The following is a 15,022-nucleotide window of genomic DNA, read 5'->3' as shown; positions in this document are numbered from 1 at the left end:
GGTCGGTCGACGGCCATTGCGGATTCTGGTTCTCATCCATCGCTGGTTGAGCATTCCGCTCTGTCTGCTGTTCGCGATGTGGTTTGCATCCGGCATCGTGATGCACTTCGTGCCGTTTCCGGAATTGACCGAAGCGGAGCGCTTCGCGGGTTTGTCCGCCATCGACGTGTCCATGGTGAAGCGCAGTCCCGGCGAAGCTGTCGCGGCGAGCACGCTCAAAAACGTCAGGCGCGTGCGTCTCTGGCAGCGCAGCGACGGTCCGGTGTACCTGGTGTCAGCCGCCTCCGGGATGAAAGCTCTGCATGCGGACGATCTGCGCGCTGCTGATGTCGACTCTGAGCAAGTGGCACTCGCAATCGCGTCCGAGTATGCACGCCTGCGCGGAGTGAACGCCTCTGCCGCCATGTTGGCGGAATTAGCGGACTACGACCAATGGACGGTCCCGAACGGCCTCGACGGGCATCGACCTCTCTATCGCATTGCTCTCAATGATTCTGCGGGGATGGAGCTCTACGTCTCGTCACGCACCGGTGAGATCGTCAGGGATACGACCCGCAATGAACGTGTCTGGAACTATGTTGGAAGCGTCGCGCACTGGATTTATCCCACGGCACTGCGCAAAAACTGGATGGCCTGGAACGTCACGGTCTGGTGGCTGTCGCTTGCTGCTGTCATCGCCGCACTGTCGGGCTTGATCGTAGGCCTTCTTCGCCTCAGGCGGGTGCGCGACCGTATCGTGTCTCCCTACCGAAAGTGGCATGCCTGGCACCACTGGCTTGGACTGGCGTCTGCGGTGTTCGTGATGACCTGGATCGTCAGCGGCTGGCTATCGATGGACCATGGCCGTCTCTTCACCACCGGCGCGCTCACCAGATCGGAAGCAGATCGGATCGCGGGGATGCCGGCGTGGGGCGAACTGACCTCGACAGTCCCCGGATCCATTTCGCCGGCCGCCCGCGAGATCGAGTGGTTCGCTTTCGGCGATCGCATCTACCAACGCATTCGAACGGGCGTCGATGCGCAGCAGCTCTCGGTCGTCGTTCCAGCGTCTGATGCTCCATCTTCCTCGTTCTTGCAGGCCGATGAGGTCAACGCCGTCATCTCCCGCGCCGTCGGCGGCTGCTCGAGCACCAAGGCTGTCGAGCGAGACGACGATTACTTCGTTGCATCTGAAGTTGCGCCGGCTCCGGTGTATCGATCCGTCTGCGGGGACGTATGGTACCAGATCGACGGCGCGAGCGGCGCCAACCTGGAAAAGCTTGACGCGCAGCGTCGAACCTATCGCTGGCTGTACCGCGCGCTGCACACATTCGATCTCCCCACCTTGATGGCACGCCCAAGCTTACGCACGGCGATGGTTGTCGTCCTGTGCACGTTTGGAGTCGCGTTCAGCATCACCGGAGTCGTGATCGCGTGGCGGCGGCTGAGGCTGGAATTTCGTTGACCCGATTTGGATTTGGCCCTCTTTCCCGCGCGCTGTGAGGCGGCGACCACAATCCATTGTGATGAGCTTCCGGGGGCTGTTGCGCACGTGTATGTAACGTTATAACATTACCTACTCGGGGCGATTTGATTGCGTGTCAATGAAGCTAGACCAACCGATTCCGGTGACGATCCTCACGGGCTTCCTGGGCGCGGGAAAATCCACGCTGCTCAACGAGCTCCTGGAAAGCGAGGCCTTTGCGGACACCGCCGTCATCATCAACGAGTTTGGCGATATATCGATCGACCATGACCTTGTTCGGGTCAACAAGCGCGAAATGATGGTGACGACCACGGGCTGCCTCTGCTGCACGGCCGCGAGCGACATCAGGACTTCCCTGTTCGAACTTTACGATGCTGTGGAGAGCAAGGCTGTCCCGCCGTTCAAGCGCGTGATCGTCGAGACGACCGGTCTTGCCGACCCCGCTCCGATCATCAATCAGATCACGCCCGGCGGGCTTCCGGCCGCGGGTTTTCGGGATCATGTCGTGGCAAGATGCTTCCGGCTGTCCGGCGTCGTCTGCGCAATCGACGTGACCACGATCGAAGAGTCGATGGAGCGGCACTTCGAATGCATGAAGCAGGTGGCGTTCGCGGACCTCATCGTGCTCACCAAGACCGATGTAGACGCAGAGCCCGCAGAACGTCGCCCCAATTCTGAACTGTCGCAGGAAATCCGCCAGATCAATGCGGCGGCGCCCATCGTGGATCGCCATGGAGCTGGCTTCGACCTCGCCACAGTGTTTGCGCCGCGCGGCTACGTTCCCTCCGAGCAGGGGTCCGATGTTGAAGGATGGTTGGCTCTTGAGCAGGCGTTGGCCGAGCAAGGGCAAGCTCACGACAGTGTCGCGGGCGCAAGCCGCCATGCGGCGGCGGGCATCCAAACTCTGGCGTTGCTGGAAAGCCGCCCCGTATCGGCACGAAACCTCGCCACGTTCGTTGAGCTGCTCAATGCCGTGGCCGGCCCGCAACTGCTCCGTCTCAAGGGCCTTGTTGGACTCGAGGACGATCCGGATCGGCCCCTCGTCGTGCACGGCGTTCAGCATGCGATCCATCAATATCGACTGCCGGCCTGGCCGTCGGACGATCGTCGCACGCGAATGGTCGTCATCACCCACGGTATCGATGAAGCGACCGTCAAGAACCTGTTCACCACGATAACAGGCCTTTCAACGCGCGCGAAAGCGGAGCTGGTGCTGACTGCCGCTGGCTTGAGCCTTCTCGGCGTGGCGCTTGTCGCGGGGCTCTTGCTCATTTTCCACGAGCGCGCCACCGCCCAGTTCGAACCCTCTGCCGTGATCCACGATCTACCGAACCCGAAAAGCTGAAAAGGACCAAGCATGAACGACGCGATTTCACAAACACCGGTCACCGTCCTCACCGGGTACCTGGGCGCGGGGAAGACGACTTTGCTCAACCGGATCCTGACCGAAACCCACGGCAAGCGCTATGCAGTGATCGTGAATGAGTTCGGCGAGGTCGGAATTGATAACGATCTGATCGTCAACGCGGACGAAGAGATATTCGAAATGAACAATGGGTGCATCTGCTGCACGGTGAGAGGCGATCTCATCAGGATTCTCGAAGGGCTGATGAAGCGGCGTGGCAAGTTCGACGGAATCATCGTGGAGACCACCGGGCTTGCCGATCCGGCGCCGGTGGCACAAACCTTCCTTGTCGACGATGACGTTCGCCGCAACACGAAGCTCGACGCGATCGTCACGGTCATCGACGCAAAACATCTCCTCGGAGAGATCGACCAGGCGCACGAAGCGCAGGAGCAGATCGCATTCGCCGACGTCGTCTTGCTCAACAAGACCGATCTGGTCTCGGAGGAGGATCTCAAGCTTGTCGAGTCGAGAATTCGTTCAATCAATCCTTATACCGTAATCCATCGCACGGAGCGCTGCGCGCTCGACCTCGAGAAAGTCCTGGATCGCAACGCGTTCGATCTCAACAGGGTTCTTGAGTTCGAGCCCGGCTTTCTCACTGAAGCTCACGGCCATGAGCACGACAGCCACGTCAAGAGCCTGTCCTTGACGTCGCAGACACCTCTCATTCCCGAGAAGTTTTTCCCCTGGATGCAGGAGACCGTTCGTCAGTTCGGGACCGATATTTTGCGGCTGAAGGGGATCATCCAGTTCCAGGACGATCCCGATCGCTTCGTCATTCAGGGGGTGCACATGTTGCTCGAAGGAGACCATCAACGCCCCTGGAAACCCGATGAGCCCAGGACAAGCCGTCTGGTCTTCATCGGGCGCGACTTGCCGGAGGACATTCTCAAGGACGGCTTTAGCCGTTGCCAGAGTTCAAGTCATTGATGCAAGTGCTCACAGCATGGCAGGAGACGAGGTTTCCTGCCATGCTGTGCTGACCCGCAACGCAAACTCCCAGAGGCTGATCGTGTCAAAGACTGCTTTTGCCTTGGGCCGACGCATCCGAAGAACCGGCTATCCTGAGGCAGTTCAGCAACTCAAGCTGCAGGCGCAGAAGCTGCTTGGCTTGCCGGATGATGTGACGATCTCAGTGTCGGAACTTTCCTGTCGAGAGCCGGGATGTCCCGATGTTGAAACTGTCGTCGCGATTTTGAGGGAGGGCGAAAAGCCAACCATCGCCCGCGTGCACAAGCCGATTCCGGATGTTACTTCCCAAGAGCTGAAGGCAGCATTCGAGCTGGCGCTTGGACCTAAACGACCGGGTGAGCCATGAGGTGTCTCAGCGCAGGCCGAGCAATCACGAAGAAGACAAACATCAGCATCGTGGCGGCGCTGATCATACTTGGCGCTCTCACGAACACATACGCCGCCGACGGCAAGATCGCAATCGTAGCGGCTGAAAACTTCTACGGTGACGTCGCGCAGCAGATCGGGGGTAACTCCGTTTCGGTCACCAGTATTCTGAAGAACCCGGATCAGGACCCACATCTGTTCGAGACCTCCCCTTCCATCGTTCGCGATGTCGCCGCCGCGCAGGTCGTCATCCAGAATGGCGCCAACTACGACTCGTGGATGGAAGGGCTGCTCAAGGTCACGCCGAAATCCGGGCGCGTCCTGATCATGGTCGCCGACCTTTTGCACAAGAACGCCGGGGAAAATCCGCATCTGTGGTACGACCCGGCTACAATGCCAGCGGTCGCAAAAGCGGTCGCCGCCGCATTGAAGGCTGCTGATCCCGCCCACGCGGACAATTACGACGCGCGGCTAAAATCCTTTCTCGCCTCGCTCCAGCCGCTGGACGACAAGATCGCTTCCATTCGCAACCAGTATGCCGGGCTCCCGGTCACGGCAACAGAGCCGGTTTTCGGCTACATGGCCGCCTCGCTAGGTCTGACGATGCTCGACCATCAATTTCAGCTCGCGGTCATGAATGATACCGAGCCGAGCGCCAGCGATATCGCCGCGTTCGAACAGGATCTGAAGACGCACAAGGCACGCGTCCTGTTCTATAACAGGCAGGTGTCGGATAATATGGTGCAGCGTCTGGTCGGGCTTGCGCATCAATCCAATGTTCCAGTCGTGGGGGTGACGGAAACCGCGCCGACCGGGCTTTCGTACCAGGATTGGATGCTGACACAGCTTGAAGCGACCGAGAAGGCGCTGGCCGGAAATCACTGATGAACGTCATCGAGTTCGATCGCGTAACAATTGAAATTGGCGGCCAGGTCGTCCTGGAGAACGCCAACTTCGCGATCGAACCTGGCGAATTCATCGGCGTCCTCGGTCCCAACGGGGCCGGCAAAACCACGCTGATGCGCGCCATCCTTGGCCTGTTGCGGCCAAGCACAGGAACTATCCGGGTGTTCGGCCGTACCCCGCAGCGCGGCGATGCGGATATCGGGTACGTTCCACAGGTGCGCACGGTAATGCCGGGATTGCGCGTGCGTGGCTTCGATTTCGTCGCGAGCTCGATCCGCGGCGATCGGTGGGGTCTGCCGACGCTTGGGCGCGCCGACCGCAGGACGATTGACGAGACGCTCACGGCGGTGGGCGCACGCGACCTCGCCGATCGTGCGCTGTCGGACATGTCGGGCGGTGAGCGGCAGCGTCTGCTGCTGGCTCAAGCGCTGCTCGGCGAACCGAGACTGCTGCTGCTCGATGAACCTTTGATCAGCCTTGATCAACGCCATCAGGAGTCGATCATCGAGCTTGTTGGACGCTTCGCCCACGACCGCAACATTACGGTCTTATTCAGCGCGCACGAGCTCAATCAGCTGATTGGCGCGCTCGACCGCGTGCTCTATCTCGGCAACGGCCACGCTGCGCTAGGGACCGTGGCGGAGGTGGTGACGGCGCCGGTGTTATCGAAGCTCTACGGGGCGGATATCGACGTCGTCCACGCCGACGGACACATCTTCGTGCTGTCGCGAGGCCGCAACATCGAGCGCTCCGGCCATCTGCATGACCATCCTGCTCACCATCGTGAACGCCATGCTTGAATACGATTTCATGAGAAACGCTTTCGCCGCCGCCGGAGTTGCAGCTTTGGTATCGGGCTTGGTGGGCTATTTCCTCGTGCTGCGTGGACAGACCTTTGCCGGGCACGCACTCGGGCATATCGGGTTCGCGGGCGCCACCGGCGCAGTCCTGATCGGCGTGCCATCGGTCTGGGGCCTTGTCGGCCTCACTGTCGCCGCCGGTATCGGTATGGGAATGATGGGCGAGCGCGTTAGCGACCGCGACGTAGCCATTGGCGTAGTGTTGGCGCTGTCGCTCGGCTTTGGACTTTTGTTCCTGCACTACTACACGTCATTCGCAGCCCAAGCCACTTCGCTGCTGTTTGGCAATGTGCTCGCAGTCGACCGTCCGACGATCGCGGTCCTCGCCGGGCTGGGCCTGGTCACGGTGGCCGCTCTTGCCGCGATCATGCGGCCGCTCATTTTTGCCAGCCTGCAGCCGGAGCTCGCCGAAGCCAAGGGTGTGCCGCTGCGCTTTGTTTCCACCGCCTTCCTGGCAGTCGTCGCACTGGCGGTGTCGGAGAGTGTCCAGATCGTCGGCATTCTCCTGGTATTCAGTCTTATGGTGGGTCCGCCGGCGACCGCACAGCGGCTGGTCGGCGGGCTTTGGAGCGGAATCGCACTCTCAGTCGGGCTCGCTTTGGCCGAGGCCTGGGTCGGGATCGCCATCGCCTATTATACCGATTGGCCGGTCAGCTTCTGCATCGCATTGCTAAGCGCGCTCGCCTATTTCGTCAGCCGCGGCTGGGCGCCCCACCGCTCTCCCAATGCTCTGGTCCAGGTTCCGAGAGAGCCGGTATGAGGGGAGCGCGATCATGAGCCTTGTCTCTCCCATCCATGTGTTCCGACATGCAGCGAAGAAGAATCCCGTTCAACCCGTTGGGCGCAGGTTTCTTGTCGGTCTGGTCCTCGCGAGCTTTGGCGTAAACACATCGAGTTTGGCCATGCAGTGCAACGGCAAGTCCGATGCGCTTGGCACCAGCCGCGTCATCGCTGTCGACCCGAAGGACCATCCGCGGATCGGCACCATGCAATATCCGGAAACACTGCCTCTCGCCGACCACGAAGTCGTCATCACCTTTGATGACGGGCCGTCGCCGCGATACACGGACCGTGTCCTTGAGATACTGGCTTCTGAATGCGTCAAAGCGACGTTCTTCATGGTCGGCCGGATGGCAGCGACCTTTCCGGACGAAGCAAGAAAGGTTGAGGCTGACGGCCATACAGTTGGGACGCATAGCTTGAGTCACCCGTTCACTTTCGGAAGAATGACGGAAAGCCAGGCAGGCCAGGAGATCGACGGAGGAATCGTCGCAGTCGGGACTGCGCTCGGAAACCCGGAGGAGCTCGCTCCCTTTTTCCGGGTGCCGGGCTTGTTGACCTCTGAGCGCACGGAGGCCGCGATCGCCTCCCGCGGCCTCATGACGTGGAGCGCGGACGTTCCGGCCGACGACTGGTTGAGAATAAGCAGCGCTGAAATCGTTAAACGGGCGATTTCGAGACTGGAGGCGAAAAGTCGGGGCATTCTCCTTCTTCACGATATTCATGAACGCACTGTCGAGGCACTTCCCGACCTTTTGAGCGAGTTGAAGACAAGGGGATACAGGGTGGTGCAGGTCGTCTCGGCCAATGCGACGATCGCAAAAACCGCAACAACTCCCGAACAATGGCGCCTGCCTCCTGCTCGAGCTGTGGGAGCCGAGGAGAACCCGGCGGTCGCCGACGCGCCGCCGTCAACTACGGCACCGGCGAAAAAGGCCGCGGCTTTACGACGTATCGAAGGAAGCTCAAGCCGCTTGGGAGGCGCAAAGGGCTTCTGAAGAAACTCGCAGCGCGGCGCCGACTGGGGATCTGAATTTATGTTTGAGAATTAGCGCTTGCGCGACCGCGTCAAACCAAATTGCAGCCTCGTCAAGGCGGGAATTTGCGCCGCACTGTCGCTCAGTTTTGCGAAGGCGGTGTTTGCCACGGAATGCAGGCCGCACCACTTCCGCGCACCTTATCTTATCAAGAGTATGGGCGTCTGCGATTTCGACCCGCAGACTTTGAGCTATGCCGGCACGCCGCTGCAGCAAGCCAGGTGTCTCATGCGCGGCATGGATGCGAGCAGGAATCTCGGCCCGCCCGTCGAAAGTCTACCGCCCGGACTCGCGCGACGGATCGGCAAGATCGCGGACTTGCCTTCGCGCGAAGTGCTGGCCGCGTATCTCTCTAGGCAAGACCTGGAGGCGGATTTTGGCGCCCATCTGTGGGAGCCGTTATCGCGGGCCCGCAATAACGATCCCAATGCACCCATGGCGCGCTACTTCGTGATCCACGATACCAGCGGGCCGAACTACGGCCGCCGCGCATTTCCCGACAACATCGATACCGGTCGAATATACGAAAATCTCGCCTATTATGCTTGCTCGGATGGCTGGGGGCGCGCCCATGTCTTCATCAATCGCACCGGCGAAATGCTGCTGGCGCACGATTATTCGATCCCATGGCGCGAGACTAAGTTCGAGCAAGCGGCCGCGTTTGGCGGCACCCTGCAGGGGCTGTTCCTGCATACCGAGATGGTGCAGCCGCGACGTACATCCGCGGGACATGGCGTGCGCAATGATGCGCGTACGCCCGATCCGGCTTTCACCACGGCACAATACGACCGGCTGGCTTTGCTCTACACCATCGCCAGCGTCCGCAGAGGGGACTGGCTCGTGCCTGCGTTCCACGCCGCCATCGACGCCGACATTCCCAATGGCCACGACGACCCCTTGAATTTCGACATCAACAGCTTCGCCAATAGTCTCGACCAGCTCCTCTCCAGGCTGGAGTAGTGCGGGACAATTCAGGCGACGTCTACGCCACCGGCTCCTGAAACTTCAACAGCCGGCCGGCATTGGCCATCACCACCAAAGTGCTGAAGTTGTGAAGCAGCGCCGCAATGATCGCACCGCTGGCGCCCATGACGCCTGTCGCCGCAGCGGCCACGATCACGACCGTCCAGCCAAGCCCGACGGCGACATTGACATAGATGGTACGGCGACAGCGTCGGCTCAAACGGATGCAGGTCCCGAGCCGTCGTAGATCATTGGTCATCAGCACCAGGTCGGCGGAGGCCAATGCAACGTCGCTGCCACGCGCGCCCATAGCGACGCCGACTGCGCCGACCTTGAGTGCGAGCGAATCATTGATGCCGTCGCCAACCACCATTGGGCGATAGCCGGCGCCAATCTCGTCGAGCACGCAAGCCATCTTCTCGGCCGGAAGGGCCTCGGCGCGGACGTTCGGCAGGCCCAGAACATCCGCAATGCGGCGGGCGACCGACATGCGATCTCCCGTCAGCAGCACCTGCCGCCGAAGACCGAGCTCGCGGAGGTCTGCGATGGCCTCTGGCGCCTCCGGGCGAGGCTCATCCGCCAGCAGCATCCAACCGAGAAATTTGTTGCCGCGCGCGACACCTGCGATCGGACCGTCGTGGTTCGGCTCAGACGAAATGGCGATGCCGAGTTCATCGAACAACTCGGCGCGACCAAGTGCGACCGTGTCCACGCCCAGCCGTCCGACCACGCCGAGACCATGCGTTTCTTTGACGTCATCGAGTTCGAGCTTTGCGTTCGTTGCAAACCGAACGAGCGCCCGACTGACCGGGTGATTGCTGGCGCCCGCCAGACTGCCGGCCAATGTAGCGAGCTCGTCCCGGCTGACGCCGGACTCCGGTCTCGCATCGACGACCTGCAATTGCCCCAGCGTGACGGTCCCGGTCTTGTCGAACACGACCGCATCGACGGTCGCGACATTCTCCAAGAACCCCGCGCCCTTGACCAGGATTCCGTGACGGCTTGCAACAGCGATCGCGGCGATTGACGTCGCCGGCGCGGCGAGCACCAGGGCGCACGGGCAGGCTGCGACCAGCACCGCCAGCATTGCTACTGTGTTGCTGGTCAGAAACCAGGTGCCCGCGGCGGTCAGCAGCACCAGCACCATGTAACGTCCGGCATAGCGTTCGAGTAGCCGGGTAATCGGAGGCTTCGCGTTCTCGGCTTCCTGCAGCAGAGTTATCACACGACCGAGGGTCGAATCCTGGCCGACCCGCGTGAGTTTCACCAGCAGATGGCCGTCGACATTGATCGAACCACTGAACACCTCGCTGCCGGGCTGCACTTCGACGGGAACTGATTCTCCCGTGATGGATGCCGTATCCATGCTTGACTTGCCGGTTTGAACGACGCCATCGGCGGGGACGAGATCGCCGGCGCGCAAATCGATCAGATCGCCGGGGTGCAAGGACTGCGTGGGGACTTCTTCCAGCTCCCCACCCGGCAGCACGCGGCGCGTCTTGACCTGGGTTAACCGGCTCAGGGCCCGGATCGCCTCTTGCGAGCCCAGGAGCGATCGCTCCTCCAAGATGTGTCCGAGAGTCATGACCAGCGGCAGCAATGCCGCCGTCATCAGATCTCCCGCCGCCCAGGCCGCGACCAACGCCAGCGCAATGAGCTGGTCGGTTATTCCGTGCAGATCCGGATGGCGCAGGCTCTCCCAGGCTGCCGAGAGCGCGGGGATGGCGACCAGCAATGCCGCAATACCGGCAACCAGCTCGGCGACCTCGGCCTGGCTCGGCGCCAGGAACAGCAGTCCGGCCGAAAGGATCAGGCATCCGCCGGCAATCAGCGAGAGCACGAGCCGCACGCCAAGGGAAATCTGTTCAGATCGGCTGAGCAGGCCCTCGCCCCGCGTGTTTGCGTCGTTGGCGGTCATGGTTTCTGCGGTCATTGCGGCGTCGTCCCGGGCAGTATCAGATGAAGTCCGCCGCCATGGTCGACCGTATCGACGCGTGCGGCTTTCGCCAATATGGCGCCGATGCGGTCGATATAGATCCGCTTGGCGAGCGTCATGCCGGAGAAACCAGGCGATCCCCGCGCAAGGGCGTTGATGGCGGCCGTGCGCACCTTTGCCTGGGTCGTTTTCTCCGCCGCTTTGGCATCGGCATCCGTGAGAATCCGATCGTGCTCTTGATTGGCGCTGAGCGCCGTGGCTGCAGCATCTGTACGAGCCTCGGCAATGTCACGCTCGGCTTCCTGCGAGGCGACCAGCACCCTGTCGAAGGCATCCTTGGCGCCGTCCGGAATCGATGCCGCGAGATCGACCCGGCTCACCGTGATGCCGAGACCGGCGCCCACGCCGTTGAGATCTCCGAGCCGGCGATTGATCGCGTTCATCAGATCTGCGCGTAGCCGCTCGCGGCCAGCGCGCGCGGTGGCATTCGAACCGGTAGCCAATTCGGGGCGCGCGACCAGTATCGTATCGAGGTCGCGCGCCGCGCAGACGGAGACGGCGCTGGCGACGAACAAACGCTGCAGGGCGGGCCCAAGGTGCTCGCCCTGCAGGATATAGGCGGCCGGATCCACGATCTGATAGAACAGCGTTGCTTCCAGATGCACCACGCTGGCATCGCCGGTCAACAGGAAGGCGCCATTCATTCGGGCGTTGTAGTAGAAGACGTGTTTTGGGTTTGAGCCCGGTTCGAAGCCGTCGATCCGGAATTCGAGTTGCCGGTCGGCCGATGGCAGGATGACGACCTGCTCGATCGGCCGCGGCCATGCGAACAACAGTCCGGCCCGTTGCTGACGCTCGACCTTTCCGAATTGGTAGACGATCGCCCGGCTTTCGGGCGGCACCTGCCGAATACCCGACAGTGACCAAACGATCGCCGCAAAGCAGACGGCTAGGAACAGGAATCGGAATGCAATCTTGGCGGATTGAGCCCATGCTCCTTCGGGTTCGGCACCATCGCGTATATCGGATGCCGTCATTGGCGGCTTCCTTGCGCGGGTTGCGGCGCGGGCGTGGCCGCATTCGGTGGCCCGTCGACCAGAACGCGGAACGGCGCGGCATCGGTGCGCAGAATGAGCCGTGTATTGTCGCCCACCACCGTGTCCAGGGTGTCGAGGGATCGAAGCAAGTTGTAGAGTTCCGGTGCGCTGCTGTAGGCCTGACCATAGATGTCGGCAGCTTCGAGACGTGATTTGGCTTCGACTTCGGATGCATCCTGCTTGGCCTTGGCGCGCAGAACGCGTGCATCGCGATCGGCGTTCGATGCGATCTCCGCGGCCGCGCGCCTGCCCTCGGCTTGCCGTTCGGCCGCGACGGTTTCGCGCTCGGCTCGCATGCGCGCGATGGTGGCATTCAGGGTTTCAGCCGGCAGGGTCAGACGTTCGATGCCGACTTGCCGAACGGTCACGCCGTAGACCTTGAGCGCCTGCTCATCGAGACGCTCACGCAGGCGGCTCTCCAGTGTAGCCAGTTGAACCTGGGCGGGATTGGTATTTATCAGATCGGCAAGATCGAAGCTCGCGGTCGTGATTTCTAGCGACGAGCCGACGAAGCTTCGCAATTGCTGCGCGGCTACATCGGGCTGGTTGCGAACGGCGCGCAGGAATTGCCGGATGTGGTCGGCTTCAGCGGGGACCTGCCACGCCACATACGCCTGCACCAGGATACGCAAGCCGTCGCGCGTTCCGACGTCCTGCAGGCCGCTCGACGTGGTCCGCAGCCGTAGATCGACATCGATCGTGCTTTCAAACGGCGCAGGCATCTTCCATGCGACTCCGGGCGCGGTGAGCACGTGGATAGGATCGCCGAAGCGGGTCACCACGACGGCATCGCCCGGACTGACCAGAACGATGCAGGCGCTGGCGACGGCAGCTGCGACGATCACGAAAGCGACCGCGAATCGTCCGTAGCGCGCGAGCAGTCCCTGCCGCCGACGATCCTGCCCATGCCCCGATCCATGGCCCGAATCGTCGTCGTGGTCATGATGGTCATGACCATGACCATGGTGATGACCGTGGTGATGATGCCCGAATATCATGGCTTTGGTCCTGGTCTGGGTGTGGACTTCGGTGTCGTGAATTCGTTGTCCTCGACTTCCGGCTCGTTGTTTTTGTCGGACGGCGGCGCGACGTCATTTTCCGCCGACGGCGGGAGGACGCCGCGGCTTCCGGCATCAAAGCTGCGCAGATCGAGAGTTGGCGCGTTCTGGCCGCTGAGGCGGTGATCGACGACGATGATGTCCGAGCCGGTAAGGGCAACGACCAGGCGTTCGAGCCACCGCTCGAGAAGAAACGCCTCGCTGTTGCGCTGCTCTGCCTTGCGATCGGCATCGAACAGCACGCTCTCGCTATTGGCCCCGTCAACAAGCTGGACGGCCGCCGCGACCGCACTATTGTGAACTGCCGTCGCGTTCGTCTCGGCCGATTTGAGGGCTTGGATCGCTTTTGCCTTTTCTTTCGAAACCTGCGAAGTGGCGAGAATTTCGGCGGCCTGCACGTTGTGATATGCGTTGGCGGCCCCCGGAGGCGGGTGGATCGCCTCGACCACCACCGCGATGGCCTCGATACCGCTCGACATTCGGTCCAATTGCTCCTGCAATGCGGTGCGAAATTCATTGGCAAAAGTTTCGCGGCTTTGCCCGAGCACGTCGAGGAGTGTGTATCGCGCGAAATATTGCACCAGGAGCTGGCCGGCTACGGCGCGGATGAAAGTTGTCGGCTCCGCGGCTCGATAGGCAGAGTCGATCGCAGCGGCGTCTGAGGGGCCAATCCGGTAGACTATTCGCAAATCCGCATCGGCGATCTGGAAGCTCTGCTGGCCGCTTGCTTCGCTCGCGATCAGGTAGCTCTGTTCGGACGGATGCGATGCATTCCACAGACGGTCGGCGCTGGGCGGCGCCGGGGCCTCGGCGCCCACCAAATTCTGCTGTTGACCGACGCCGGCACTGGGCTGCTGGAGATCGATCGAAGCGTCGCCAGGCGATATCGCGATCGGAATGTCGTGGATGATGCCAAGCTCAACCTCACGCATCACGCCCATCGGCCATGGGAGATGAAAATGCAGTCCGGGCCCAAACACGGCGACCGGGACACCCAACCGTTCGTAAACCGCGCGCTGAGTGAGGCTGAGCGCCGTAACTCCGGTAAGCCCCCAGGCCATGAGGGCCATCCCGGCCGCCACTGGCAGCATCGCCCTTTGGATGAAGGCGAGCGCCCAGCTGCGCGACAGATCGATGCCGAACTGCTGACGCACGGCGGTGTTGAAGGCGTGGAAGTTGGGTATGGAAAAGCGGAGCAGTCCGGCCACACTGCTGTCTGCCACCGTTCGCAATCGGTCGATGGGCGCGAACGGGATGAAAAGCATCGCCATGCTGCGCAGTGTCAATTCGAGTGCGACGACGACAATCAACAGACCCAGTCCAGCGTAGATCCAGATCGCCCATGTGAATCCGAGCGAGAGCAGGACCATCGATATGCCAATTCCAAGGCATGTGGTGAGCGGGACCCTTAACAACCGATTGAGCTGTCGCGCCTCCGGTAGCATCTCGGCCGGGATCGCCGCGTAGGAGCGCTCCAATACCAAGAGCGGGAACGCCGCGACGAGCAGCACGCCACTCAACACTTGTCGAGGCAGCGGGTCGGCAATGCGCATTGGCGGCGCAAGCCAGCCGACGATGACACCGCCGGCCGCCAGGCCGCCGAACAGCAGGACGACAAGCGTCGCCGGCCAGTTCGCCAGGGAGGCTGCGCTTGGCATCAATAATGCGCGCACAATGGCAAGACGACGCCTCAACCGCTCGCTTCTGGCCCAGTCCGGTACGGCGAAGACGGAATTTTCCGCTTGCGCGACCCCTTGGCGGTCGGACGCCAGCAAGTGGGCGCGGATGGAGGCGACGATACCGGCTGAGAGAAATCCCGCAGCTGCGATCAAAAGCGCCGCTCCCACATAGGCGAATGCCGACGGAATGATGAGATAGAAAGATCGATAGAGATGTGGCGGCGCGTAGACCGGTGGCGCGTAGACCATCCCAATCAAGCCCAACCCGATTGAGGCAAAGATCGCACCGATGATCAGGAGCGCGCCAACATACCGCCCGGCATTGTTGAAATGTGGCAGCTCGGCCAGCATCCCGGGCGCCTTTCCGAAGTTGCCCGCCGATCGCTGCGCGCGGTGCGCTTTGGCAGAGGATTTCATGGGATTGCATCAAGCTCTTTGTTGGCGAAGAATGGCGGGTGAGTGCTGTTCAATCGTCGGGCCGGCTGGTGCCCGAAG

The 15,022-nt window shown here is 61.8% G+C and carries 13 protein-coding genes; 9 read left to right on the top strand and 4 right to left on the bottom strand.

Going from position 1 to position 15,022, the window contains the following annotated elements:
- Positions 1-16: 16 nt before the first annotated feature.
- The 9 genes from IC761_RS29755 (at position 17) to IC761_RS29715 (ending at position 8,754) form a co-directional block, all read left to right on the top strand.
- Positions 17-1,444: a PepSY domain-containing protein gene (locus IC761_RS29755; protein ID WP_368367076.1), complete on the top strand. Its 1,428-nt coding sequence runs from the start codon at positions 17-19 to the stop codon at positions 1,442-1,444.
- A 139-nt stretch (positions 1,445-1,583) separates the two neighbouring features.
- Positions 1,584-2,810 (top strand): CobW family GTP-binding protein, encoded by a 1,227-nt coding sequence (locus tag IC761_RS29750; RefSeq protein WP_195800221.1) that lies wholly within the window; start codon positions 1,584-1,586, stop codon positions 2,808-2,810.
- A gap of 12 nt (positions 2,811-2,822) precedes the next feature.
- Positions 2,823-3,803 (top strand): CobW family GTP-binding protein, encoded by a 981-nt coding sequence (locus tag IC761_RS29745; protein ID WP_195800220.1) that lies wholly within the window; start codon positions 2,823-2,825, stop codon positions 3,801-3,803.
- A gap of 16 nt (positions 3,804-3,819) precedes the next feature.
- On the top strand, positions 3,820-4,191 hold the full coding sequence (locus IC761_RS29740; RefSeq protein ID WP_195800219.1) for a hypothetical protein: 372 nt from the start codon (positions 3,820-3,822) through the stop codon (positions 4,189-4,191).
- 50 nt (positions 4,192-4,241) lie between these two features.
- Positions 4,242-5,096 (top strand): metal ABC transporter solute-binding protein, Zn/Mn family, encoded by an 855-nt coding sequence (locus IC761_RS29735; RefSeq protein ID WP_210338491.1) that lies wholly within the window; start codon positions 4,242-4,244, stop codon positions 5,094-5,096.
- On the top strand, positions 5,096-5,917 hold the full coding sequence (locus tag IC761_RS29730; RefSeq protein ID WP_195800217.1) for a metal ABC transporter ATP-binding protein: 822 nt from the start codon (positions 5,096-5,098) through the stop codon (positions 5,915-5,917). Before IC761_RS29735 ends, IC761_RS29730 begins: the two co-directional genes overlap by 1 nt.
- Positions 5,880-6,737: a metal ABC transporter permease gene (locus IC761_RS29725; protein ID WP_210338490.1), complete on the top strand. Its 858-nt coding sequence runs from the start codon at positions 5,880-5,882 to the stop codon at positions 6,735-6,737. The genes IC761_RS29730 and IC761_RS29725 overlap by 38 nt, the downstream gene beginning before the upstream one ends.
- Before the next feature lie 13 nt (positions 6,738-6,750).
- On the top strand, positions 6,751-7,755 hold the full coding sequence (locus tag IC761_RS29720; protein WP_246791356.1) for a polysaccharide deacetylase family protein: 1,005 nt from the start codon (positions 6,751-6,753) through the stop codon (positions 7,753-7,755).
- Between the two features lie 57 nt (positions 7,756-7,812).
- The gene (locus tag IC761_RS29715; protein ID WP_195800216.1) at positions 7,813-8,754 is read left to right on the top strand and encodes a hypothetical protein; all 942 of its coding nucleotides are present in this window, start codon (positions 7,813-7,815) and stop codon (positions 8,752-8,754) included.
- Positions 8,755-8,776: 22 nt separating this feature from the next.
- Here the strand turns inward: IC761_RS29715 and IC761_RS29710 are convergent, their stop codons facing one another.
- From IC761_RS29710 to IC761_RS29695, 4 genes are read right to left on the bottom strand one after another with little or no spacing between them, the layout of a single operon-like run.
- Positions 8,777-10,690 carry a heavy metal translocating P-type ATPase gene (locus IC761_RS29710; RefSeq protein ID WP_195800215.1) on the bottom strand — a complete coding sequence of 638 codons (1,914 nt, stop codon included), beginning with the start codon at positions 10,688-10,690 and terminating at the stop codon, positions 8,777-8,779.
- Positions 10,687-11,730: a protease modulator HflK gene (gene hflK, locus IC761_RS29705; RefSeq protein WP_195800214.1), complete on the bottom strand. Its 1,044-nt coding sequence runs from the start codon at positions 11,728-11,730 to the stop codon at positions 10,687-10,689. The genes IC761_RS29710 and hflK overlap by 4 nt, the downstream gene beginning before the upstream one ends.
- Entirely contained in the window at positions 11,727-12,788 is a 1,062-nt protein-coding gene (hflC, locus tag IC761_RS29700) for a protease modulator HflC (RefSeq protein WP_195800213.1), read from the bottom strand. Before hflC ends, hflK begins: the two co-directional genes overlap by 4 nt.
- Entirely contained in the window at positions 12,785-14,944 is a 2,160-nt protein-coding gene (locus IC761_RS29695; RefSeq protein WP_195800212.1) for an SPFH domain-containing protein, read from the bottom strand. Before IC761_RS29695 ends, hflC begins: the two co-directional genes overlap by 4 nt.
- Positions 14,945-15,022 lie beyond the last annotated feature (78 nt).

The organism is Bradyrhizobium commune (assembly GCF_015624505.1).
In the GTDB taxonomy this organism is placed as follows: Bacteria; Pseudomonadota; Alphaproteobacteria; order Rhizobiales; family Xanthobacteraceae; genus Bradyrhizobium; species Bradyrhizobium commune.
This window is presented reverse-complemented; position numbering and strand designations above follow the sequence as displayed.

Coding starts and splice junctions, on each gene's coding strand:
- IC761_RS29750 (WP_195800221.1), top strand. CDS start 1,584: ATGAAGCTAGACCAACCGATTCCGGTGACGATCCTCACGGGCTTCCTG.
- IC761_RS29745 (WP_195800220.1), top strand. CDS start 2,823: ATGAACGACGCGATTTCACAAACACCGGTCACCGTCCTCACCGGGTAC.
- IC761_RS29740 (WP_195800219.1), top strand. CDS start 3,820: ATGGCAGGAGACGAGGTTTCCTGCCATGCTGTGCTGACCCGCAACGCA.
- IC761_RS29730 (WP_195800217.1), top strand. CDS start 5,096: ATGAACGTCATCGAGTTCGATCGCGTAACAATTGAAATTGGCGGCCAG.
- IC761_RS29725 (WP_210338490.1), top strand. CDS start 5,880: ATGACCATCCTGCTCACCATCGTGAACGCCATGCTTGAATACGATTTC.
- IC761_RS29720 (WP_246791356.1), top strand. CDS start 6,751: ATGAGCCTTGTCTCTCCCATCCATGTGTTCCGACATGCAGCGAAGAAG.
- IC761_RS29710 (WP_195800215.1), bottom strand. CDS start 10,690: ATGACCGCAGAAACCATGACCGCCAACGACGCAAACACGCGGGGCGAG.
- hflK (WP_195800214.1), bottom strand. CDS start 11,730: ATGACGGCATCCGATATACGCGATGGTGCCGAACCCGAAGGAGCATGG.
- hflC (WP_195800213.1), bottom strand. CDS start 12,788: ATGATATTCGGGCATCATCACCACGGTCATCACCATGGTCATGGTCAT.
- IC761_RS29695 (WP_195800212.1), bottom strand. CDS start 14,944: ATGAAATCCTCTGCCAAAGCGCACCGCGCGCAGCGATCGGCGGGCAAC.